Annotated in this window: 20 protein-coding genes; 6 read left to right on the top strand and 14 right to left on the bottom strand. The window is 41.2% G+C overall.

All coding sequences use genetic code 11. The features are described from left to right. Positions 1-76 precede the first annotated feature (76 nt). A complete protein-coding gene (locus tag MKY52_RS23650; protein WP_231573427.1) occupies positions 77-580 on the bottom strand; it encodes a GNAT family N-acetyltransferase in 504 nt (167 codons plus the stop codon). A 463-nt stretch (positions 581-1,043) separates the two neighbouring features. Here MKY52_RS23650 and MKY52_RS23645 point away from each other — a divergent pair, with 463 nt between their 5' ends. Beyond that, positions 1,044-1,889 (top strand): sugar phosphate isomerase/epimerase family protein, encoded by an 846-nt coding sequence (locus tag MKY52_RS23645; RefSeq protein WP_341053896.1) that lies wholly within the window; start codon positions 1,044-1,046, stop codon positions 1,887-1,889. 97 nt (positions 1,890-1,986) lie between these two features. Next, a complete protein-coding gene (locus MKY52_RS23640; protein ID WP_341053893.1) occupies positions 1,987-3,033 on the top strand; it encodes a glycosyltransferase family 4 protein in 1,047 nt (348 codons plus the stop codon). Positions 3,034-3,045: 12 nt separating this feature from the next. On the opposite strand, the gene MKY52_RS23635 is transcribed toward MKY52_RS23640, so the two are convergent. Further along, positions 3,046-3,840 (bottom strand): AraC family transcriptional regulator, encoded by a 795-nt coding sequence (locus tag MKY52_RS23635; protein ID WP_234533804.1) that lies wholly within the window; start codon positions 3,838-3,840, stop codon positions 3,046-3,048. 135 nt (positions 3,841-3,975) lie between these two features. On the opposite strand from MKY52_RS23635, the gene MKY52_RS23630 reads away from it, so the two are divergent. Next, a complete protein-coding gene (locus MKY52_RS23630; protein WP_042187078.1) occupies positions 3,976-5,319 on the top strand; it encodes a glycoside hydrolase family 30 protein in 1,344 nt (447 codons plus the stop codon). A 108-nt stretch (positions 5,320-5,427) separates the two neighbouring features. On the opposite strand, the gene MKY52_RS23625 is transcribed toward MKY52_RS23630, so the two are convergent. From MKY52_RS23625 to MKY52_RS23610, 4 genes are all read right to left on the bottom strand, one after another. Next, entirely contained in the window at positions 5,428-7,032 is a 1,605-nt protein-coding gene (locus MKY52_RS23625; protein WP_341053887.1) for an extracellular solute-binding protein, read from the bottom strand. 45 nt (positions 7,033-7,077) lie between these two features. Beyond that, the gene (locus MKY52_RS23620) at positions 7,078-8,001 is read right to left on the bottom strand and encodes a carbohydrate ABC transporter permease (RefSeq protein ID WP_341053884.1); all 924 of its coding nucleotides are present in this window, start codon (positions 7,999-8,001) and stop codon (positions 7,078-7,080) included. Between the two features lie 17 nt (positions 8,002-8,018). Beyond that, entirely contained in the window at positions 8,019-8,942 is a 924-nt protein-coding gene (locus tag MKY52_RS23615; RefSeq protein WP_341053883.1) for an ABC transporter permease, read from the bottom strand. An 81-nt stretch (positions 8,943-9,023) separates the two neighbouring features. Further along, positions 9,024-10,628 carry an extracellular solute-binding protein gene (locus tag MKY52_RS23610; protein ID WP_076283055.1) on the bottom strand — a complete coding sequence of 535 codons (1,605 nt, stop codon included), beginning with the start codon at positions 10,626-10,628 and terminating at the stop codon, positions 9,024-9,026. A gap of 257 nt (positions 10,629-10,885) precedes the next feature. Between MKY52_RS23610 and MKY52_RS23605 the strand changes: the two genes are divergently transcribed. Further along, positions 10,886-12,604 (top strand): sensor histidine kinase, encoded by a 1,719-nt coding sequence (locus MKY52_RS23605; RefSeq protein ID WP_341053882.1) that lies wholly within the window; start codon positions 10,886-10,888, stop codon positions 12,602-12,604. Between the two features lie 18 nt (positions 12,605-12,622). Further along, the gene (locus tag MKY52_RS23600) at positions 12,623-14,233 is read left to right on the top strand and encodes a response regulator transcription factor (protein ID WP_341053881.1); all 1,611 of its coding nucleotides are present in this window, start codon (positions 12,623-12,625) and stop codon (positions 14,231-14,233) included. A gap of 64 nt (positions 14,234-14,297) precedes the next feature. Here MKY52_RS23600 and MKY52_RS23595 read toward each other — a convergent pair whose 3' ends face one another. Next, entirely contained in the window at positions 14,298-15,392 is a 1,095-nt protein-coding gene (locus tag MKY52_RS23595) for a glycosyltransferase (protein WP_341053879.1), read from the bottom strand. A gap of 168 nt (positions 15,393-15,560) precedes the next feature. Between MKY52_RS23595 and thiD the strand changes: the two genes are divergently transcribed. Next, complete coding sequence (gene thiD / locus MKY52_RS23590) at positions 15,561-16,373, top strand: bifunctional hydroxymethylpyrimidine kinase/phosphomethylpyrimidine kinase (RefSeq protein ID WP_042187061.1); 813 nt, start codon at positions 15,561-15,563, stop codon at positions 16,371-16,373. A gap of 160 nt (positions 16,374-16,533) precedes the next feature. Here the strand turns inward: thiD and MKY52_RS23585 are convergent, their stop codons facing one another. The 7 genes from MKY52_RS23585 to MKY52_RS23555 form a co-directional block, all read right to left on the bottom strand. After that, entirely contained in the window at positions 16,534-16,962 is a 429-nt protein-coding gene (locus MKY52_RS23585; protein WP_341053878.1) for a hypothetical protein, read from the bottom strand. A 114-nt stretch (positions 16,963-17,076) separates the two neighbouring features. Then, positions 17,077-18,420, bottom strand: coding sequence for a glycoside hydrolase family 30 protein (locus MKY52_RS23580; RefSeq protein ID WP_341053877.1), 1,344 nt, complete (start codon positions 18,418-18,420; stop codon positions 17,077-17,079). A gap of 62 nt (positions 18,421-18,482) precedes the next feature. Next, complete coding sequence (locus MKY52_RS23575) at positions 18,483-20,120, bottom strand: sugar ABC transporter substrate-binding protein (protein WP_341053875.1); 1,638 nt, start codon at positions 20,118-20,120, stop codon at positions 18,483-18,485. Between the two features lie 120 nt (positions 20,121-20,240). Next, complete coding sequence (locus tag MKY52_RS23570; protein ID WP_341053873.1) at positions 20,241-21,128, bottom strand: carbohydrate ABC transporter permease; 888 nt, start codon at positions 21,126-21,128, stop codon at positions 20,241-20,243. A 14-nt stretch (positions 21,129-21,142) separates the two neighbouring features. Next, complete coding sequence (locus tag MKY52_RS23565; RefSeq protein ID WP_283912117.1) at positions 21,143-22,084, bottom strand: ABC transporter permease; 942 nt, start codon at positions 22,082-22,084, stop codon at positions 21,143-21,145. A 276-nt stretch (positions 22,085-22,360) separates the two neighbouring features. Next, the gene (locus MKY52_RS23560) at positions 22,361-23,371 is read right to left on the bottom strand and encodes a LacI family DNA-binding transcriptional regulator (protein ID WP_341053870.1); all 1,011 of its coding nucleotides are present in this window, start codon (positions 23,369-23,371) and stop codon (positions 22,361-22,363) included. Positions 23,372-23,499: 128 nt separating this feature from the next. Then, entirely contained in the window at positions 23,500-23,787 is a 288-nt protein-coding gene (locus MKY52_RS23555) for an ArsR/SmtB family transcription factor (RefSeq protein WP_341053867.1), read from the bottom strand. Positions 23,788-24,189: the final 402 nt, after the last annotated feature.

Below are 24,189 nucleotides of genomic sequence, written 5' to 3'. Positions count from 1 at the left end.
ATTCCATTGTGAAAAAACAAAAAAAGAGTTGCCAATTAGCAACTCCTTCACCCCCACTATTCAGCACCGACTCGACTCATAAACTAATCCAGTAGTTACATTTTCCATCCTCGATACCGCTAAGTATTCCTCTGTTCGCTTCAATAACCTTTCTCGAAGATACATTGTTCGGCTCACAAGTCAGCATGACCTTATCAATCCCCAGATCCGCAGCTTTTTTTAACAACTCTGCTAAAAAAATCTTGCCAAAGCCCTTTCCTCGCTCACTAGGCCTGATGCTATATCCGATGTGTCCACCTGATTTTCTTAATTGATCATTTAAGGAATGTCTTAGCTTTCCAACACCAACAGGATAAGAGTCAATCAGTAACCAATAGTTGGTTTGCGGGACATAGTTTGGTAGGAGATTATCGCCTCTTGAGAGTGCTATCCGATCTCTGATGAAATCAGGAAATTCACTGTAAGCCAAATCAAACCCATTGTTAACGAATCCATTCTCCCCAGGGCCGATCTCCATAATCATTTCAAAAATATCGCGTCCATCTGACAAACTAGCTTCCTTTAGCTCAATCAACATCATAATCCCCCCTAGAACACAAAATTGCTTACCATATCAAAAAATTTTACTGCAAAAAAGAGCCCTCTGCATTATTTAATTGCACTTTCTACAACTAAAATTAACTTCAGCACGCCTGTCTATCGTTAAGTGTACTTTGTGCAACTAATTCCCCCAATTAAGCTGTATCCGCTGATTTCCAGAGATATAGTTGTACAAAGTACATCTATATCACAATAACCGGAGTAAAGTAGCTATTTAGTTGTATTAAATACACTTATCTGCTCTCGTCCTCTTTTTCACAGTAATGTTTCTATTTCTATCTCCTCCTTGCTGACTCTCGTAGTATACTAATTGGAATAAGATACAGATGTTTTATTTTGGATAAGGAGGTTTGAGATGGTAAATAGCTGGATAAATCACTTGCATCCAGATGAAAGCGCTACTATTATGTTTGTAATTACACATACCTATCCTAGATAAGGAGATGATTACCATCAGATACGGAACATTAGCGCATATATTTGGTTGTTTACCCCTCAAATCGTTGACAGCAACGCTTCAGAATTATGATATCGATTTTGTTCAACTTGCTTTATCCAAAGCTATTCAGGACATCGATACCTCCACAGGTAAATTAAGTCCAGGCCTCGCAAACTATATTGGCGAACAATTTGACAGAGCAGGTATACGTATCGGAGTGTTAGGCTGTTATATCAATCCCATTCACCCGGATCCTGTTATTCGGAGATTAGAAATAGATCGCTTTAAAGAAACTCTTCGATATGCCCGCCAATTCGGCGCCCCTATGGTGGCTACGGAGACGGGCGCACTGACTACTTTCCAAGCACAAGATCCGCTCCATTACGAAGAGATCGGCTGGGATATATTAAGGGAAACTGTACAAGAGCTTGCAGAGGAAGCTGAAAAATGGGGTGCTTTTCTCGGATTGGAGGGGGTCTGCACACATACTCTTTCTACACCAGACAAGATGCGCCGCATCTTAGATGAAATCCCCTCTGGCAATATTGGGGTTGTCCTGGATCCATGCAATTTTATTGGTGACGCTGTAGATATGCAGGATCAAATTGTTAATGACGCCTTCAGGTTGTTCGGGGATCGGATCATTTTGGCGCATTTAAAAGACATCTATCAAGATGGAGAGAGAATTTACCACGGTAAAGCTGGTGGAGGGCATTTCCATACCGAAGCTTTCCTGAGCAAACTCCAAAAATCCAAGCCCATGATCGATGTATCTTTAGAAGATATAACGAACCTCGAGATTAATGAGACCGTTGCTTTACTGAAGAATATTGCTTCTATGGAAAAATAATGCTTTTCAAACTGGATAAATGGTACCTTTTTAAGCGAGTTGAATAAAATAAGAAACAGAACGATTAAGCCCTAACTTGGAAGGGACGGGATTACCGATGAGACTCACATTCCCTATTCTGACCTTATCTCATGGTGGAGCTCAACGCATGCTGGTAGAACTCACCAATGGGCTAACAGCTATGGGGCATCAGGTTACTATCCTCATGCCTGTGGATGGGGTTGTTTCCTATGATGTCCGCTCCACCTTAATCCGTTCCACACATATGGAGCTTCAAGAACAGGACTATCCCTCAGGCGATGTTATTGTTTCTAATTTTCATACGACAGTCCCTACCTCTCAAGCAGCTAGCAATCAAGGAAAAGGAATTCATGTAAGATTGTCATTATGTTATGAACCCCCCTTTTTACCAGATAGTTCACTGTCGTTCCCTTCTTATCATGTCACAGAGCATCTAATTGTTTTATCGCATTGGCAGCAGGAGCTGATTCGTTTAAATCATGGGATCACAGGAAAAATCGTGCCCATTGGCATTAGCTCCTCCTTCAAGAATATGAATATCCGTTACAGTCTTCAGGAGCCTTTAAATATAACAGCTATATTAAGAAAAGCAGAACGTGGTTTCTCATGGCACCGTGAGCAAGACTATCTTATAGAGCAGCTGGATCACGTGAAAAATCAATATCCCAATGTAAATATTAACTTTATCAGTCCGCCTGACGAGTTCAACACTTCAGAAGATCTCCAAAGAATGAAAGCTACTGGCAAATATCGATTCTTCACGCCAGCGAATGATGAAGAGCTCTGTTATCATTACAACGGTGCAGATATCTTTGTTAGTTCTAGTATTTTTGATACGGGTTCTTTGCCAGGACTTGAAGCCATGCGGTGTGGCGCAGCACTCGTCTGTGTTTATTCAGGTGGAAATATGGAATACGCAAATCACGAGAAGAACTGCCTGCTCTCCTATCGGTACGAGAATCGGCTTGGTGAAGATGTCATCCGCCTAATCCGAGACCCAAACTTAAGAACTAAATTGGCCGCACAAGGTGAAAGATCTTCCCACAAATGGACATGGGCAAATAGTGCCAGGTTATTTGAGCAAGCGGTTAGGGATTTCTTGTTAAAAACTAGACGATCTTAAAAATAGTGAAGGCTACTCTCTCTTACGATAGTTGCCTGGCGAGACGCCATAACGTTCCCGAAACACCCTGTGGAAATAGGTGTAGCTTCCAAACCCCGTCTCCTCTGCTATTCGCTCTAAGGTATAATTGGTGTTGTCCATTAATCGAAGTGCCATAGCAAGCCGAATTTGCCCAGCATATTGCATAATAGAGTAGCCGAATTGAATTTTGAATACATGTACGGCCCTCGTTACACTAATTCCGGCATGGGCAGCTACATCCTTTAGCCTGATTTCTGATGTAGCATGCTCCTCTACATAACTCTTCATCTTAAGCCCGTGTAGCAGTGAGGCTGATGATGATGCAGGTGCTTCTTCCATAGCCCGATCTAACAGCAGACATAGCGCTTTAAACAGCGCCTCAAGTATTTCAGGGCTACCCCCATCTAGTCTTCTATTCTCCAAATCAAGCTGTTGCCATATACTTTGCAGCTTGCCATCATCCGCAATTCTAACCTTCTTCGGTCTTTCGCGCAGGTTCCACCATTGATCCACCCATTCCCCTGTACACATTACAAAATAGTCCACACTATGTCCCAGCGGACTCTTCTTTTCCCCGATTCTTAGATCATATATATCTTGGGGTTTAAATAATAACAGATCACCAGGCACCACGGTTACCATGTCCCCATCGATCAGTACTTCACACTCCCCTTCTGCTTGCAGCCTGATGATATAGGTATCCAGCCCACTGCGATATAATTGCCGAAAAGGCTGAGTATGGCGAATAAAGCCGCATAGGCTTATTTGGACACTATTAGTTTCCATTGCATGCACTCCTCTTCTCTAAGTAGTCGATGACCAGATCGTTGAGGTTCTTAGCCATATTGTTTCTTCAAAGAGCAGTGAATCTCCTTCTATAATAAAGACAGAATTTATATGTACAGGAGGTTACCAACCACTATGAGTAAAATTGTTCGCGTCATTCAAACAGCAAAAGAAACTACCGACCGTCTGACAGAAAAAGACCCTCTGATCTTCCTCCCTGACACATCAGGCGTCGAATCAGAGCTCATCAATATTTATGATGATCTGGAGTATCAGGAAATGGAAGGTTTCGGTGGTGCACTTACCGAGGCTTCTGCTGTTACCATCGCTAAACTAAGTGAAGCTAAACAAAAAGAAATCATCGACGCTTATTTTGATCCTGAGCACGGAATTGGGTATACCCTTTGCCGCTCGCATATCCAGAGCTGTGACTTCTCACTGGGCAACTATGCTTATGTAGAAGAAGGCGATGCAGAGCTCCGTTCGTTCGATATTTCCAGAGATCAAGAGTCAATTATCCCCCTAATCAAAAATGCTGCAACAGCTGTTGGAGAAGATTTCCGTTTGTTCTCCTCTCCTTGGAGTCCACCTGCTTTTATGAAGACGAACGGTCAAATGAACGGTGGTGGAGCTCTTAAGCCTGAATACCGTGAGGCTTGGGCCAACATGTTCGTAAAATATATTCAGGCTTACGCAGCTGAAGGCATCGATATTTGGGCTGTTAGTGTTCAGAATGAAGCGAAGGCTGTTCAAATCTGGGATTCTTGCCTTTATACTGCCGAAGAAGAAAAAGATTTTGTTCGTGATTACTTGGGACCAGCCTTGGAACAAGCCGGTTTGGCTCATGTAAAGGTTATGATCTGGGATCATAACAAGGAGCGCGTGTATGACCGTGCCAAGGTTGCTTTTGAAGATCAAGAAGCTTCCAAATACATTTGGGGAATTTGCTTCCACTGGTACTCCGGAGATCACTTCGAAGCCCTATCGGCCGTTCATGATCGCTTCCCAGACAAGAAGCTGTTCTTCAGCGAAGGCTGCCAAGAAGGTGGCGTTCATCTTGGCTCATGGAACACAGGCGAACGTTACGGCCATGATATCATTGGTAACCTGAACAACTGGATGTCAAGCTGGACGGACTGGAATATTGTCTTGGACGAGCAAGGGGGCCCTAACCATGTAGGTAACTACTGCGATGCTCCAATTATTGGAGATACGAAAAACGATGAAATAATATTTGAGAGCTCCTTCTATTACATCGGGCATTTCAGTAAATACATTCGCCCAGGTGCTAAACGAATTGGGCACTCTAAATATACAGATAAGCTTGAAACAACAGCTTTCCGTAACCCAGATGGCACCATTGCTGTTATCGTTATGAACCGCACGGAACAAGAGCTTCCTTTCACCCTGCGCTTCCATAACAACTTGGCTGAGAACATGATTCCGGCTCATGCCATTCAAACCCTGCTAATAAAGTAAAAAGAATAAGGAGGTTCTCTTTATGCCACTCGCATAGAGAGAACCTCCTTTGTTTAAATAAGTGAAATAGGATGTTACAGCCTAGCCGTCAGTATTTCACATAATGCTCTATTCTACATTCACATAACGACTGTAAGCATCGGTACGAATTTTAACCAGCTTCTCCAGCCCCATTCCCCGCAGTTGTTTCACATAATCAGCCCAGCCCTCGTCAATTTTACCTCTAATTATAAACTGAGCACGCATTGTATTGACATAACTATCGATGTCCGTAGTCAAAGTCGGCAGCAGCTGAAACTCTTCAGCGGTGTACATTACATCAGGGAAAGGTGGCGTTGTATAATCACTTCCCAGCTTATCGAGCTGCAGCTTCAGTCCATCTCCGGTTTTTGGGTTTAGAAAGATGGATTTTTCAAACACTGGACTGACATATTTCGGCCCGAAATCCCGGAGTGATTGATCCCAATACCAGGCATCAGCACTGGTACCCATCGGTGGGTCCATCAATGTATAAGAACCGTTGATATTTTTTTTAATGACGGTGTCTATCGCTCCCCAGAAATTTTGAATGCTTGCTTCATTGGTATAGAACTGGTCAGCCCAGCGGGCAGCAATCTCTGGATATTTGCAAGAAGTGGAAATTAGCAGCTCGTTACGCTCCAGATTCATTCCATACGGATTTCCTATGGTGTAGCGCTTACCATCCGGTCCTGCAATCGGAGGAATCGTGATATATTGATCACTCCATTTGCCAAACACGGCATCCGGCGTCCACTGATACGAGAATCCTACGATAGGAGCATCCGGATTAAGAAACTTGGCTGATCTCATCGTTTCATCTTGCGTGAATAACTCTTTATCAAGCAAACCTTCGACAAATAATTTATGCTCCCATTTGAGCCCTTCTTTGTACGCCTCTGAAACAGGGTAATATACCGCATTTCCGTCCTGGACGACCATAAAGTTATTGTTCAGATCCGTGATTCCGAAGGGACTGATGAGATCATTACTTACTTCGATAACAGGTATCTCATCCAGCCTTCCATTCCCATTAGGGTCACGTTCTTTAAATGCTTTTAGCACATTGTATAGATCATCAATCGTCTCGGGAATCTTCAATCCTAATTTATCCAGCCAGGTTTTGTTAATCACGGGTTGGCGTGAGCTTTTAGGACGTAAAGGTAATCTTGTAGGCAAAGAGTAGATTTTCCCGTCAGGAAAAGTACTGATTTTTTTCAATTCAGGCTCTTCCTGCATGGCTGCTTTGAGGTTAGGCATATAGCTTTCGATATAGTCATCAACCGGCCTGAATAAGCTTAAATTATTGACGATATCCGAATCTCCGAAGGTCTCACTCCCTAAAATGATATCTGGAAGTGTACCGCTTGCCAGCATAATGGACTTCCGCTCACTCCAATCATTAGCAGACATCACCTGCCATTCGATTTTGACATTCGTATTTTTTTCCAAATCCTTCAGCCATTGATTCTGGATAAAGTTATCTCCCATGCTTCCCCACCGAACCGTTAGAACCTTCAGCGTCATGGGCTTATCCACGATTGGCAAACCTTCTTTATGAAATTGACCCGGATCAGATTCAACAGAGTTTACCCCTTTATCCCCTTTACAGGCTGTAAGGCCAGCAAGCAACGTTGTCACTAGAAGAATGATGGTGATTGTTCTATTGATACTGTTTTTGGGTTGCTTTTTCATTACGGTCTTGCTCCCTCACAAATGTTAGTTGAAAAGTAGAAGAGCTTATTCCTTCACTGCGCCGATCATTACCCCTTGGTTAAAGTATTTTTGCACAAATGGGTATACACACATAATTGGAACAGTTGCTACGATAATAACCGAATACCGCATCATATTTGCGAGCCGTAACGCGATTTGTGCGGCTTCTCCGGTCCCCATACCAGACTGCATCTGATTGGTAATCAGAATATTTCGCAGGATCAGCTGCAAAGGATACATATTAGGATTTTTCAAATAAATCAAGGCATTAAAATATGAATTCCAATAACCTACAGCGATCCATAAACCTAACACTGCAATAATAGCCTTCGACAACGGTAGAACTATCTGTGCAAAATAACGGAGATTGCCACAACCATCAATTTGCGCTGCTTCCCATAAATCACCCGGAATACTAGTCTGGAAAAAAGTTCGTGCCACTATGATATTAAAAACTCCAACTGCGAAAGGCAGTACCATAACCAAGAAAGTATCATAGAGATGGAAATCACGAACCGTTAAAAAAGTAGGAATCAACCCCCCATTAAAGAACATTGTAAATATGAAAAACAACGAAATATATTTTCGCCCCACAAGGTCCTTTCTTGACAACGCATAGGCAGCTGAGATATTAACTACTAAACCGATTGCAGTCCCAACCACCGTGTACAGGATGGTATTCCAATACCCGATCCAAATATTTCCATGTCGAAGTAGCTCTTTATAACCATCAAATGTAAACCCTTTAGGAAATAGCCAAACTTGACCCCCTGCAACCGCGGAAGGATCACTGAACGAAGCAATGACGATAAAATACAGCGGATAGATCAGGATGATTAGAAAAATTGCCGATATAACGTACATCACAAATTCCATTATAGTATCTGAGGAGCGATTCTTCTTTATTTTTCCTACATTTCCTTTAGTCGCCGTCTCTAAACCTCCCATTTCAATGCTCCTCCCTTCTACCACAAGCTATTTTCGCTTAATTTTTTTGAAATCTGATTGACCATGATCAATAAAATAAAATTAATGACCGTGTTGAACAGGTTGATCGCCGACGAAAAGCTATACTGACTGCTGAGCAGACCAATTTTGTAGACATAAGTAGACAGAATTTCACTTGAAGTGATGTTCAAGTCATTTTGCATTAAGTACACCTTTTCAAATCCAACCCCAAGCAGTCCCCCGACCCGCAGGATAAGCAATGTTATCGCTGTTGGCATCAGCATCGGAATATCGATGTAACGAATTTTATGCATCCGACTTGCGCCGTCTACGGTTGCAGCCTCATACAAACTAGGATCAACAGCAGAGAGAGCAGCGATAAAGATAATGCTATCCCAGCCGACATGCTGCCACACATCCGACCAGACGTACACACTGCTGAATAATCCGGCAGAGCCCATTAGATCAGGAGCTTCTTTTCCAAAAAGACTATATACATTGCCCAGTAGTCCGGTGCTAGGTGAGAACAGAATCATCATTAAGCCCACCATAACTACGGTTGAGATAAAATGTGGCATATAGGATATCGTCTGAAAAAACCGTCTAAAACGGTTTGGTCTCATCTGGTTAACCATCAGCGCCAGTATAATCGGAATTGGAAACGTAATCAGACTGTACACACTGATGATTAGCGTATTTTTGATCGTGGCAGAAAATTGATAGGAATTAAAGAACTTCTCGAAGTATTTGAATCCGGCCCATGGACTTCCGCCTATTCCTAACGCCGGGCTATAATCCTTAAAGGCAATGAGCACCCCATACATGGGTTTATATGCGAATAATAATGTAAGGACTACTGCAGGAAAAAGCAACGTATATAAGCCCCAGTTTTGTTTGATTTGTCCGAGTTTCCGACTCAAATGAATTGGATCAGATTTCATAACATCCCCTCCTTATTAAAAATAGAGAATGCTACCCCACAAATTTATGTAGGGCAGCACCTTTTTCGAAAGACGAATAGGTTATTTCACACTCATATAACGACTGTAAGCATCTGTGCGAATCTTGACTAATTTTTCAAGCCCCATTTTATTAAGCTGTTTGACATAATCATCCCAGCCTTCGTCAATTCCGCCTTTGCTAATAAATTGAGCGCGCATTGTATTCACATAACCGTCGATATCCGTAGTCAGGGTTGGCAGCTCCTCGAACTCGTCGGAGGTGTACATAACGTTAGGGAAAGGCTCTGTAACATATTCACTACCCAGCTTATCCAGCTGCAGCTTCAGTCCATCTCCACTTTCAGGATTAAGAACGATTTTCTGTTCAAAGGACGGGCTCACATATTTTGGTCCGAAATCTCGAAGAGACTGATCCCAATACCAGGCATCTGCGCTGGTTCCAGCTGGTGGATCCATCAATGTATAAGTGCTGTCATCATTCTTCTTAATTACAGTTCCAATTGCACCCCAAAAATTCTGAATGCTCGCTTCGTTCGTGTAGAACTGATCTGCCCAACGCGCAGCAACCTCTGGATACTTACTCGAAGTAGTAATCAGCAGTTCATTACGGTTAAGACTCATCCCAATTGGATTACCGATTGTATAACGCTTACCATCCGGTCCGGCAATCGGTGGAATCGTCACATATTGATCGCTCCATTTACCAAACACAGCGTCCGGGGTCCACTGATACGTAAAGCCTACGATTGGAGCATCCGGATTTTGGAACTTCGCTGATCTCATCGTATCATCCTGAGTGAATACCTCTTTATCTAACAATCCTTCCGCATACAATTTATTTTCCCATTTAAGGCCTTCTTTGAACTCCTCCGAAACAGGGAAATAGATCGCTTTTCCGTCCTTGATGATCATATTGTTGTTATTCAAGTCGGCAATTCCGAAAGGACTGATCAAGTCATTCCCAATTTCAATAAAAGGAATCTCATCTTGTTTGCCATTTCCGTTTGGATCTTGTTCTTTGAAAGCTTTAAGTACGTTGTATAACTCATCAATCGTTTCAGGAGCCTTCAGGCCCAATTTATCGAGCCAAGTTTTGTTAATCACAGGCTGACGAGAGCTTTTTGGACGCGATGGAAGTCTTGTTGGCAGTGAATAGATTTTCCCGTCAGGAAAAGTGCTGATTTTTTTCAACTCAGGCGTTTCTTCCATGGCCGCTTTAAGATTTGGCATATTTTTTTCAATATAATCATCTAACGGCCGGAAAAAGCTTAGATTATTAACGATATCGGAATCTCCGAAGGTTTGATTTCCGAGGATAATATCTGGAAGTGTACCGCTAGCCAGCAGAATGGACTTCTGTTCGGCCCAGTCATTGGAGGACATCACTTGCCATTCGATTTTGACATTTGTATTTTTCTCTAGATCCTTCAGCCATTGGTTCTGCGTAAACGTGTCTCCCATGCTTCCCCAACGTACGGTCAGCACCTTAAGTGTTACAGGCTCATTAACAATTGGCAGACCTTCTTTGTTGTAACTGCTCGTCTCACTAGTCGCAGCATTATTCCCGTCTTTTCCGCCGCAGCCAGCAATACCAAATACCATAGCCGCCGCCAGCAGACCCACAGTCCATTTCTTTGCCGTCTTTTTCTTACTGTGTTGACTCATCCTCTTAATCCCCCATTTCAATTAATCAAAGATTATCTGAATAGCTTAATCATAACGTCTTATTTTTTCGTATTCCGGACCCTTTAAGACGGTTATCCAGACCTTTGAATCCGCTTACAAAAAACACAAAATCAAAAGCCCTCGCTTGAAGGGACTTAATAACAGTATCCCGACTTCTGTATGTGCTTTCCGGACTTTGCGGTAAATCGCTAGCGAGTTCTCCTGTATTTTTCCTGCAGAGGTCTTATAATGTTTTTATGAACAAAAAAACAGCGAGGCATAAAACCTACCCCATTCGTCATTATATAAAAGTCATGATGGCAGTCTCGTTCACAGTCCTCATTCTGGATTTAGCCATCAGCATTACTTCCATTTCTATCGTTAAGCAGCAGTCCACTCGAAATTTACAGGATACTGCGGCACTCTACATTAATCGTATCAATCATGATTTTGCTTACATTAATCACTACATGGGCTGGACGCTAGGGAACGATGAGAGCTTGCATGCGATGAATACTTACGGGGTCAACAGTATCGAGTTCTTGAAGGCAAATGATAATCTGCATAAACGGTTTACCGAGCTGCAAAAAAACTACGGACATGAGTACAACTTTTTCTACTATTTGAAAAATGAGAACTACTTTTTAAATTGTGCACCGATCAGTGTGACCTATACGGATTACAGGCAGCTCAAAACGAAGATTATTTCTTATATTGATGATAAGGAGATGTATGAGAAGTTTTATTCCAAATGGACGCCTATCCTTGTTAACAACCACTACTACGTGATTAATATCGTTCCCTATTACAATCGTTATTTAATTGGACTGATCTCCGCCGATAATCTGATCCGTCCTCTACGCCAAATTAATCTGGGTGCCAATGGTTATGTTTCTCTCGTAGATGAGAATGAACAGCCTTTATCGAGTCCCATATCGAACAGCGGAAAGCTGATAACGGAAGAGGGAGGCTTCTCTAATCTTTTGCAATCGCGTACAACAATCAACAGCGCCTTCTCGGACACCACCTTCAGCACTAAAATGGTCATTAAATATGGTATATTCGAAAAAATAATCATTGCTCAGCTGCTTATAATGTTACTCTTCTTCATTGTAACTTCCACTTTATGCATCGTTCTGCTGTTTTTCAAGAAAAGAGTACTAGGCCCGATTCAAAGCTTCTCTGAGAACCTTGCTTTCATTAATGAGGCTGGGCAACCCGCAGATTTCAAAAGCAGTGAGATTATAGAGCTGGAACAAGCAAACACACAGTTTAAAGATTTAGTTGATCAAATCAAAACCTTCAAAATCGCTATGTACGAGCAGGAACTGGAGAAGCAGCGGATACAACTGGATTATATGAAGCTACAGATCAAGCCCCACTTTTTCTTAAATTGCCTGACTAGCATCTATAGCATGGCCCAAATTGAAATGTATAAAGAAATTGAGAATATGACGTTATCTACGTCGAAATATTTCCGTTATATTTTTCAAAATGGTGAGAATTTTGTCCGGCTGGAGGATGAAATCGAGCATGTCCGAACCTATCTAGAGATTCAAAAGCAACGATATCAGGATGCATTTATTTACAATATTGAGCAAGAGGATCAGGCAAGCTGTGTGGAAATTCCGCCATTAGTGCTGCAAACCTTCATTGAAAATTCTATTAAATATGCGATTTCACGAGAACATGAAGTAGAGATCAGGCTTACAGTCCAGCGATTTCGGATTGAAGAGGAAGACATGCTCGTTATCCAGCTCACCGACACCGGTCCCGGTTTTCCACCGCAAGTGTTAGAGAAGCTTAATCTTGGTGAGCCCTTGGATCAAAGCAACGGTATGCAGATCGGCATTATGAATACGCTTAAACGGCTGGAATATCTCTATTTAAAAAGAGCAACTATCACCTTTTCCAATTTGGAGAGCGGCGGTGCTAGTGTAATCTTATCTCTTCCGGAGCTTCCTAAAAAAATCTAAATGAATGGAGAGCTAACTATGAATGTACTGCTTGTTGATGATGACTTTTATGTTATTGCTGCATTACAAAAGAGAATAGATTGGGAATCGTTACACATTGATACTGTCTATACAGCAAATAATGTCGCTCAGGCACGTGAAATAATAGAAAAGCATTCTATTCAAATTCTGATATCGGATATTGAAATGCCTCAGGGTAGCGGATTGGAATTACTGGCATGGATTCGCGAAGGAAATTATAGTATTCAGACTATACTTCTTACTAATTATGCGGATTTCAACTATGCCCAGAAAGCCATTGAATTGCAAAGCTTTGAATATTTTCTGAAGCCCATCGAATTTGATAAGCTGATGCTGATTATCCACAAGGCTGTCACACAGGCAAAAGAGCAGCAAAGAAATGAAAAAGCCATTCAAGGCGGTTACTTTTGGCAAAAAAACCAGGCGAAGATTCTCGAGCATTTTTGGCGGAAGTTGGTTAGTGGAAGCACATCATTTCCGATTAAATTAGCGGACATCACCCTTGCCATTGAGGAACAGAACCTCTCCTATCAAATGAGCGACACTCTGCAGCCTTTGATCTTCAACTTATTTCCTTACAACGGCAGTATGGGAAAAGAAGAGAAGGATCTTTTTGATTTTGCTTTGCTGAACGTATTATATGAATTGTTACAGAGTCCTTGCTTTACCATCGAGAGCATTCTGGAATATAAAGATTATAATTGGATCGCCTTATTAAAATGGAACCAGACACCGGACACTCCGTTGCTTGAAGAATTATGCTCTTCCTTTATACAAAAGGCGAATCCTTATTTAAAATGTGATGTCTGCTGCAATATCGGTTTATACGATAAACTGAATAATGTAGGGAATGTTCTGAAACAATCCTTGCGCATGGATGAGGAAATTACGAGATGCAGAAATCAGACCTTTTTAGTGGAAGCCTATCTCTATCAAAATAAAACAGGCTACACGCCACCGGATCTTGTCTATTTGGAAGAGCTGCTGAACCAAAATCAATTCACTACGTTTCTTGAGGAAGTTACGCAATATTTAAAGGTTATGCTGAACAATAGAACACTTGAGACCTCTGTCCTTAGCTTGTTCCGCTTAGATATTGTTCAGCTAGTCTATTCATTTCTCAACCTTAAAGGGATACGGTCGCACAAATTATACTCCGGCAAAACTAACGATAAATTATCCATGCACTCTCTAAACTCGATCGAGGATATGGAAGAATATCTTAAATATCTAGTCACAACAGCCATGAAATATCGTGACTTTGCTGCTCAGACCAAATCCGTCGCGGAGGAAATCAAACAATACATTCATTCGCATTACGGTGATGATCTATCACGAAATGATTTGGCCGAAATTGTCTACCTCAATCCTGATTATCTGGCAAGAATATTCAAACGAGAAACTGGTGTTTCATTAGGCAGCTACGTCATCCAAGTTAGAATCGCGGCTGCAAAGCATCTATTGGAAACCACAAATATGTCTGTTTATACTGTCGCAAACAAGGTTGGCTATAACAACTACTCCTATTTCTCTAAGCTGTTCAAACAAGAGGTCGGACTCCCTCCCAACGATTACAAAAAAGAACAACAATACAATCCAGCATATTAAAAAGAGGGTGTCTTAACGACGAAAACCCCCAGAGTCATTATCATGACGACTGGGGGCATTTTTGTTAAGCTTGAATCGCTACATATTTGTCGCCAAGCAGATTTTTAAAATAAGTGCGGTTATATAACATGCTAGGATGGGACGGATAAAAGTTCAACGCCGTTTCATTATGATGATTCGCTAACTCGTGTTGGCCAAGGCGATCATAACAGAGTGCCAATTGGAGATGCGGCAGCCAGGTAGAAAAAATCCCATTTTTCATCCCCATCGAATCATTATCCCTTGGCAGCTGTATCGCAAGCTCATACCAGTATGTCGCTGGGTGCAATTGACCCTTTTCCAATAGAAGGGCCCCAAGTCGGCAGCAGAACTCTGAACGTGGTTTATCGTACTGTAATGTTCTGCATAATGCTTCATATGCACCGTCTTTATCCCCCAGCCGTTCCCGGCATTCGGCAAGCCTTAAGCAAGCTTGAAAATTATCTTCTATCCAGCCCTGTCCACCCGCCAAAAACAGCTCGTAGTATTTGCATGCCTCTTCATTTAAAGCATGATCCCTTAATTCATTAGCATAATAATACTGATCCCTTGGAGAGAATGTTTCACCCTCAGCCACTCTTTTTTGGTAAATCCGCAAATTACGATCTGTATATTCCTTATCCTTCTCATGGGTAATACAGACATCACTACTAAAGGAAGGGCCACTTACCTCTAGATACTCATGTACTGGGCCAATCCATTGAAAATTGCAGCTCCGGCGAACTAGCCGATTCCGACGCAAGCTAGCTGTGACATTACCCGCCTCGTCAAAAGCCAAATTATACTGCATGTTCACGCTGTGAAAATGTCCTGGCAGAATCTCCTTTAGCTTTTTAAACAGACTCTGATCCGCTTCCTTTATATAGTCATCCGCATCCAGCCACAAAATATACTCCTGAGTAGCTTTACTGAAGGCAAAATTACGTGCGGCACTAAAGTTATCGATCCATTGAAAATCGTAAATCACTGCTCCGTAGGACAATGCGATCTCTTTCGTCTTATCCGTCGAGCCTGTATCCACGATAACCACTTCATCTACAAGACTTGCAATGCTAGACAAACATTTATGCAGGCTTTTTTCTTCATTTCGTACAATCATACATAAACTAATCGTGACCATACTCGCCCTCCTAAGCGTTTTGTTTAAAATTTCTTTCTATATTGATATGCTGAGTTAGTGAAATGGAATCCTACACTTGCTTTTTAGAAAGACTTAGGTGCTATTTTTTGTTATAATCAATGCAATGCGTTGTTTATAAATTCAGACATATATAAAGGGGACGTTACCATGACTCAAATTATTAAAACTCTAACTATTGCAGGCAGCGACTCCAGTGGTGGCGCAGGCATCCAAGCGGATCTAAAAACATTTGAAGAGTATGGTACCTACGGCTTTAGTGCCTTGACAACTATCGTTACAATGGACCCGGACAACGGCTGGCACCATAATGTGTATCCAATTGACGCCTCCATTGTTGCTGAGCAGCTAAAAACTATTTTCGCAGGTGGTCCAGTAAATGCCATGAAGACGGGTATGCTGGGAAGTGTTGAAATTGTGCGTGTTGCTGAGCAAGCGATCAAAGAAAATCTACAGACCAATGTAGTGATTGATCCGGTCATGGTCTGCAAGGGTGAAGATGAAGTCTTGAACCCAGACAGCGCGGAGGCAATTCGTGATTTACTGCTGCCACTTGCCACTGTAGTTACACCAAATCTGTTTGAAGCTGGCGTTCTTTCAGGTCTTGGCAAACTTTCTACCCTAGAGGATATGAAAGAAGCTGCTCGTCTGATTCATAAGCTCGGAGCAAGTAATGTCGTGGTTAAAGGCGGCAAAGCACTCGGGGGCGATCAAGCGATTGATGTCTTCTTCGACGGTGCTGAGTACACCGTATTTCAAACAGCCAAAATCGAGCCTGCTCACAATCATGGGGCTGGATGTACCTTCGCCGCTGCCATTACAGGCGGTTTAGCTAACGGTCTGTCCGTTCATGAAGCTGTAGCAAAAGCTAAAGATTTTGTCTCCGCAGCCATTCGCAATGGCTTTGCGTTCAATGAATATGTGGGTCCTGTATTTCATGGTGGCTATCGTTTAGAACGTTAAGCCCCTAAACTAAAGATCCAGAAACATAAATGGCAGTCCAGATGCTGAAATTCAGCTCTGAACTGCCATTTTTATTTTGCGAGTATAATTACTTAAACCCTGGAAAGTCAGCATACTACATTGGATTATCCCCTTTAATATTTAGCGTTTCTATGATCCATTATTCAAAATCAGTAAATCTAATACTTTGCTTATGCTTACGTCTATTCTGATCATTCCACGAGAGAACGACTTCCAGTTCTTTTGCCCCACTCTTTATAAAAAATTGACTAAAGCTAACCGTCTCATTCGGTCTCATATCATAGCTAAATGGATCTGTTAAGATGATTTGTTCCTGATTAGCGTCTTGTACTGGTCGATACAACTCAAAGGTTACATCTAACGTATCTTCACTCAAATTTGTGACTAATAGCTCGTAGCTCTTATATTTTTCCGGCTGTGGCGAAGGCAGTTTACTTTTATGGAGCTCCACTGCCCATTTGGTTGTTTCACTCTTTACAGGTAGCATACTTTTAACCGCATAAATACTAGAGCCACCAGTAATCATTAAACACAGAACTAGCAGCGTCAGCACAAACCTTCTATTCAATGCTCATATCTCCTCGCTATAGGTATGCGTTTAAGATTCACGAACACTGATTTTTTATACGTCTTGTGGCAAAAAAAAGTACTCGAATCAAACTTCGAGCACTTCATACACACATTATTTTATTAAAATAGATAAGGCACTTTTAGAGGCTAAACGGAATGATAAATCATCTTTACCTTGCAAGCTCACTGTTACATTCTCATCCTTCTCACTATCGTTGAACAGAACAACCGCAATAGTGTGATCTGTATTCTTAAAAGCTACGGAACGAATCACTTCTTGATTAGTGGAAGCGTCAATACGTACAGCCTTAGGGCGAATGAATTTGCTGAAGTGTGCCAGTGCATAGTAGTCCAGTGTATACGTAAGTTCCTTAGTCTCTTGGTTGACCGTCACAATACCGCGGCAAGTACTTTTACCAAAGCCCGGTACAGTTGGTCCGTTCTTCTCATCTAAGGCCATATTCCACAAGACAAAGGATTTACTATGATTTCTGAGAATATCAATCCCTGTTCTCATGACATTCGAGAAGGCTTGTTCAAACGGAGGAATCCATTCGCCACCAGAACCTTCTGTGAAATGCACTTCTTTATCCGCGAAAGCTTTCAGCACCTCTGATTGTGCTGACGCATTCCCGCCATACCAGTGCCAAGCAACACCGTCCACTTCATCTTTCGCATAATCGAGCACCGTGAGTGGATAATCCGGACGATCCCAGTTGTGATCATAGCAGAGAATTTTTGTATGGATGTTGTTTTTCACGAAGCTAGGCTTCAGATAATTTTTAATGAAATCTCTTTGCGCCTCAGGCAGCATTAACATACTTGGATAGTGCTTTGGTTCAAAAAGAGGCTCGTTCTGTGGTGTTACCGCATAAGTTGGCAGACCATGCTCTTCAAAGGCTTGAATGTATCGTACAAAATAATCGGCATAAGCCTGGTAATGTTCATGTTTAAGCTCACCAGCAATCATAGATCCGCTAGTCTTCATCCAGCCTGGTGCACTCCAAGGTGAAGCCATCAGCTTGATCTCAGGATTAAGCTCCAGCGCTTGTTGTAACAAAGGAATAATATCTACTTCATCATGTGCGATGGAGAAATGAGTTAATTTCATATCGGTTACCTGTGCAGGCATATCATCATAGCTATAAATATCTCTAGCATAATCCGATGCTCCCATTGGATTTCTTAATACAGACAAGCCAATTCCATCTTGGGAATCAAAAAGCTTGCTCATGACTTCTTTTTTCTGTTCATTGTCCAGGACTTGGTTAATCAAGTAGGCGGATGAATCCGTAAAGGATGCCCCAAAACCATCCATTTCCTGAAAGGTTTGATTCTCATCAATAGTTACAGTAGTGGTCGCCTCAGCGTTAGCAATTGGAGTTAATTGTTGTAGACTTTGCTCTACAAATAATGAATTCTCCCCTGTGGATTGATAAATTTTAAGCTCTGGCATGTTTTTCCCTCCATCTTCCTATGAAGAGGCCCCAGTTAAGGGGCCGCATTCAATAATCCAACTTATTTAAGACCTAATTTTTCTTTGTTTTTCTTCATTTTTTCAGAACGAACTTCTACAATCTTATCCCAGCTGTTATCATTCAAGAATGTTTTGTAAGCAGTTAAGTTACTATCGAAAGTAGCATCATCTTTGGAACGAATCAAACTTACAAGAGTAGTATTCCAAGTAGCATCAATTGCGGTTAGACTACGAGCTTCAGGCGTTCCTTGAGCAGGGTTGATATTTTCTAGAATGAAGTGCGGTTTCATCTTTCCTTTGCCCCATTCTTGCATTTGTTTAATCGACTCTGCGAATGCATCATTACTCAATGCTTTATCACGGTCATGTCCGAAGAACATAAATTCACCCATCCGGTAATCTTTTTTAAATTTATCAGCATTATTCAATTGAAGATCTTTGATTTCAGGCAAGAATTCAATTTTACCGGCTTCATTAACTTTATAGGTTTCTCCTTCAAGACCATAGTTCATAAGCTTCTGTCCTTCTTCACTAAGTAAATACGTGTAGACTTGAATAGCTTTAGCAGGGTCTTTAGCTTTTTTAGTAACGTAGGTGATCATCCAGCCTGTAATGCCTGATTGATTCAACGTTGGCTCATGACCAACTGTGCTTTGCGGTCCATCAATAGCGATATATTCCTTACCTGGATTTCCAGTCATGAAGATTTGCAAGTTACCACTTTGTTGAGGCGTTCCATCGAGCAGCATTGTTGCATATTTACCTGATTTCACTTTTTCTTCAAAGGCAGTACCATCATCAGCAAAACTGTCATCACTGATGTCACCATTTCTGTAGACTTCATTTAATGTTTTCAACCAAGTCAAATAGTCCTCATCCAGATTACGGTTATAGAACTCGCCATTTTCAGTTTCCATCGGTACGCCGATGAAGTCCTGTAGTACATCTCCCAAAGAACCAGTACCTTTACCTATGGAGTTAAAACCAAAAGGAATCATTTCTGGGAACTGCTTTTTGATTTGTTGCATAACGCTTTTGAATTCTTCCGGAGTACCAATGGTTGGTTTTCCAATCGCTTCGTAAACATCCTTACGGATGACGAATGCCGTTTTAGCAGGGATGTTACCGCTATCATAATCGTTTTGCGTATTGGAATAGTTAGGATATCCATAAGTCTTGCCATCTGCTAACTGGAACCAGTTCATCGTATCCTTTTCGGCCACTTTATTGAAATAAGGATCATATTTATCAGCTAGATCATTCAAAGGCAGCGCCCATGTAGCCGCTTTTTGTACCACAGGAGAGTTAGAGTCAAATACAGTCAACAAGTCCGGCATTTCACCACCAGCAAAAATCGTATTCAGCTTAGTGTCATCGCCTTTAATAAATTTAATGTTGATATTTAGATCCTCTTTAATTTTTTTTGTAACGAGGTCTTTACCGAAATCAGTATTCCACCAGTCTGCATTCACGTACCAAGTGAGATCCGTAGTTTCTTCTTTTTTATCCAGCTTCCAAGCTGGTGTTTCTGGGTCAATTGTATATCGCCCTTCAATGGAGCTTAATTCTTTGCTTGAGTTATCAGAACTCCCCTTCGATCCACAACCCGTAAATACCAATACTACAGCCATAAGCGCAGTACAAAGTTTAAGTCCTTTTTTCCCAAATGCTTTGTTCATCCCTTGTTTCCCCCTAAAAAAGTTTTGGTAGTAACGGAAGTGCAGATCTGATAGTACAAGCTACACTTCCGATGGATCATTTCGTACATAAGTGTTTGCTATAAAACCCCTCCAATCGTTCTATTCTTTCACCGCCCCCATCATCATTCCTGAAATAAAGTACCTCTGTAATATTGGATACATCACAACAATCGGCAAAGTTGTAATGACAATTGTTGCTAGTTGAACCCCTTTAGTTGTAGTTTCGATAATCGCAGATCCACCGACATTTTGCATGGATTGCGTTTGCGACTGAACGATAATTTCATAGAGCTTCATCTGCAGCGGATAGAGTGCTTGATCGGTAATGTATAATTTGGTGGTCATAAAGTCATTCCACTGCCCAACCCCGTTAAATAACGCGATCGTAGCCATAGCCGGCATGGAAAGAGGGATAAAAATCTTCAGGAATATACGCCAGTCACCTGCACCATCGATTTTGGCCGACTCTTCAAGTGAATCCGGTACGTTTCTAAAGAAGTTCATTAGAATAACTACGTCATAATAACTGAACAAGGCCGGGATAATATAAACCCAAAAGCTGTTCAATAGACCGAGTGATTTAATCAATAAATACGTGGGAATCATACCACCTGAGAAGAACATGGTGATTACACCCATGGCAACGTATAGCTTGCGGCCACGTATGTATTTTTTACTCAAGCCATAACCGATCATCGCGCAAAAGAATACGTGGGTAATGACACCGATGAACGTTTTGGCAATGGAGACAAGAAAGGCTAGTCCAATCGTCTCATCATTAAATACTGCGCGATAATTCTCTAAGGAGAAATCAGTAGACCAGAATATAAATCCGCCTTCCGCGAGCGCCTTACCTGAGCTTAAGGAGGAGACGACCACATTCCATAAAGGAACAACGATAATTACAGTACAGATACAGAGTAAAATAATATTTATAGTGTTAAAGATTCGACTGTCGAGATCTTCTTTAGCTACCGTACGATTCACAGAAATGCCTCCTTCTACAGAACTGATTGATTATCATTTAATTTGCTGGATACTTTGTTGGCACTAATCAGTAGGATCACAGAAACAATGGAGACACCTAGACCCACAGCAGTAGCATAAGAGAAGTCACCTTGCGTCATACCCATACGGTACACATAAGAATTAATTACTTCTGCTTTGACACGGTTCTGAGAATTCATCAAGACCAAGGTTTGATCCAGATTCGATCCTAATAAACCGCTTACAGTCAGAATCAGATTTAAACTGATAATTGGCTTCATATTAGGTAGGGTAATATTCCAAATTTGTCTCATACGACTTGCCCCATCTATTTTGGCAGCTTCATAATAAGTAGGATCAATTTTGGACATGATGGCTAAGTATAAAATTGTTCCCCAACCTGCCTCTTTCCAAATATCCGATAACGTTGCAATCCACCAATACTTGTTCGCATCAAGCAAGATATTTACCGGTTTCGAAATGATCCCCAAATTGAGCAGGATTTCATTAAACATACCGGAGGAAGAGAACCAAGCAATCAACATCCCGCCCAGAACGATCCAGGACAAAAAGTGTGGTAAATAAGAGATTGTTTGTACTATTTTCTTAAAGCGTCCACCGCTTAATTCATAAATCATGACAGATAGAATAATTGGAATAACAAAACCTATAGCTAATTTCAGAAAGCTGATCCCCAAGGTATTGACTACAGCATCCCAAAAATATTTGTCTGATAAAATAATTCTGAAATTATCAAGCCCCACCCATGGTGCAGAATCGAGCGTGTCTATTACGGTGTAGCTCTTAAAAGCAATCGTTAATCCGTAAATAGGAATGAAACAAAAGATAATCATAAAAATGATTCCCGGGATGACCATGGACTGAATCTCCCATTGCCTCTTATAATCAATCACAAATTCTTTGACCCTCTGTCCCATAGGTTTCTTACTGTTCATTGGATTCTTCCCGTTTACTGGCACTACGGCTAATTTATCCACGTTTTTCTTCTCCCCTCCAAATCATGATCCCCAAAACAATAAAAACGTTTTTATTTCTTTTTAAAAAAAACCTCCTAAAAGCAATAAAATTATCAAGCATAAACGCCTTCAGTGTCCTTATCAGGACGATATGCGTTTAAGCGAGAAATATAAGTTATAAAGTATAGGTGCAAACTTATACTTTCTTATATTTAAAAATGATCGGATACTATCTTGTTGCCCTTCTTGAAAGCGTTAGTACCGATCAATCTTCACTTGAGTAGAACCACGTACAATTAGTTCACCTGGCAATTTCATCATTTCGCCCTGTTCCTTCTTCTGAATCATGCGAACCAGGTGATTTATGGATAGAATACCTTGCCTGGCAATTTGATTTCTTACCGTCGTTAATGGCGGTGAGAAATACTGCGCGATATCAATATCGTCAAACCCCATAACGCTTATATCCAACGGGACTTCATATCCATTCGATTTCAAAGCTTGAATACATCCAATGGCGCTCAAATCATTCCCCGCTAAAAAAGCATCAGGCATTTTTTCAGGACTTAAATGAACAAGAGACTTTATAGCGTTATAGGTGCTCTCTTCCTCAAAATATCCTTGTATAATATACTCTTCTTTCGTCGGAAGCTGATATTGACGCAAGGCGGCCAAGTATCCTTCTTTCCGCTGAACACTGTCATACATCTCATCAACACCAGATATGTAAGCAATTTTCTTGTGTCCCAGACTGATTAAATATTTAGTTGCTTCGTAAGCCGATTCAAACGAATTAAAGATCACGCTTCCCATCGTTTCATTCTTAAGTGGTCGATCCAGAAACACAGCCTTGATCTTGTCTTTCACCATTGCGGCAATTTCTTCTTCATCTATTCTCAGCTCTTCGTAGATAATGACACCATCCACACGTCGGCCTAGAATATTGCTCATAATGACTTGTTTATCCTTTGTAACAAATACATTTAAACCATAACCTAACCGATCACATTCACGAGACATGGACTCCACCAGCTTATAGAAGTACGGTCCCGCTACACTTGTCGTGAAAAAACCTAGCATTTTAGTTTTTCCGTTTCTTAGGAGCTTGCCATTTAGGTTTGGAACATAATTTAATTGCTTCGCGACTTTAAGCACATGTGATTTGGTCTCCGGATTTAATACATCAACGTCATTTAGTGCGTTGGAAACTGTAGAAATGGATACTCCAGCCTCTCTAGCAACGTCTTTGATAGTTACCTTTTCCATAACGATTCAATCTTCCTTTACAAATAAAAACGTTTTTATAAATTTAAATTATCATAAAAACGTTTTCATTACAATATGTTTTTTTTATTTTTATTTATTCTCTATTTCGTATCATTCACAATATCTGATTAGCAGATTCCCCGAGATCCTGATAATTTAATCTGCAGGCAGTTCGTAGACAGTGAGCAATACTTATATGTCCCTCCATCCACACGTCTCATTTTAGAGTTAATCAGGCCTGCTTTTTGCAGCTTGGCAACATGGGTGCTAACCATCGCACTACTTAGATAGAGCTCAGCAGCCAGTTCTTTAATATGCATCTCTTTTAGGTCTAGTAGTTCGATAATCCTTAACCTGACTTCACTTGCAAGTGCTTCATAGACTCGAAGCGATTCTGTATCTGTAGTTAAGTGCATTTTATTGTCCCCTATGCCTTTGAATTAGTATTTTTATGTATTCACAAATCATATTTCTTAGTTAACAATAATATTAATCATTAATTTAACATAAGCGAGATAAGTATGGATGCAGTGTAGCTACTACCTGTGATTATATTCAAGCTAAGAAAAAGAGCAAGAAGAAAATTAGAGTTCGAAGATGTATCCACACTAGAAGAACACTGGCCGTGGCTGCTGTCTCATTACATTACTAGAACATGTGAACCGTGTAAAGATGGTCTGCATCGGCCAGCTATTAATGATATTGCACCTATCATGACCGAGAATATCCTAGAATGTGATCGTCTGTGGGTGAACAGCTATACAACCGGACATAAACGCCCCTTTGAACCTTTTTCAACACTAAGGATTCAGAGGGGC

Origin of the sequence: Paenibacillus sp. FSL P4-0184 (assembly GCF_038004625.1) — a bacterium.
In the GTDB taxonomy this organism is placed as follows: Bacteria; Bacillota; Bacilli; order Paenibacillales; family Paenibacillaceae; genus Paenibacillus_AQ.
The sequence above is the reverse complement of the archived record's forward strand: the minus strand, read 5'-3'. Positions and strand labels throughout refer to the sequence as shown.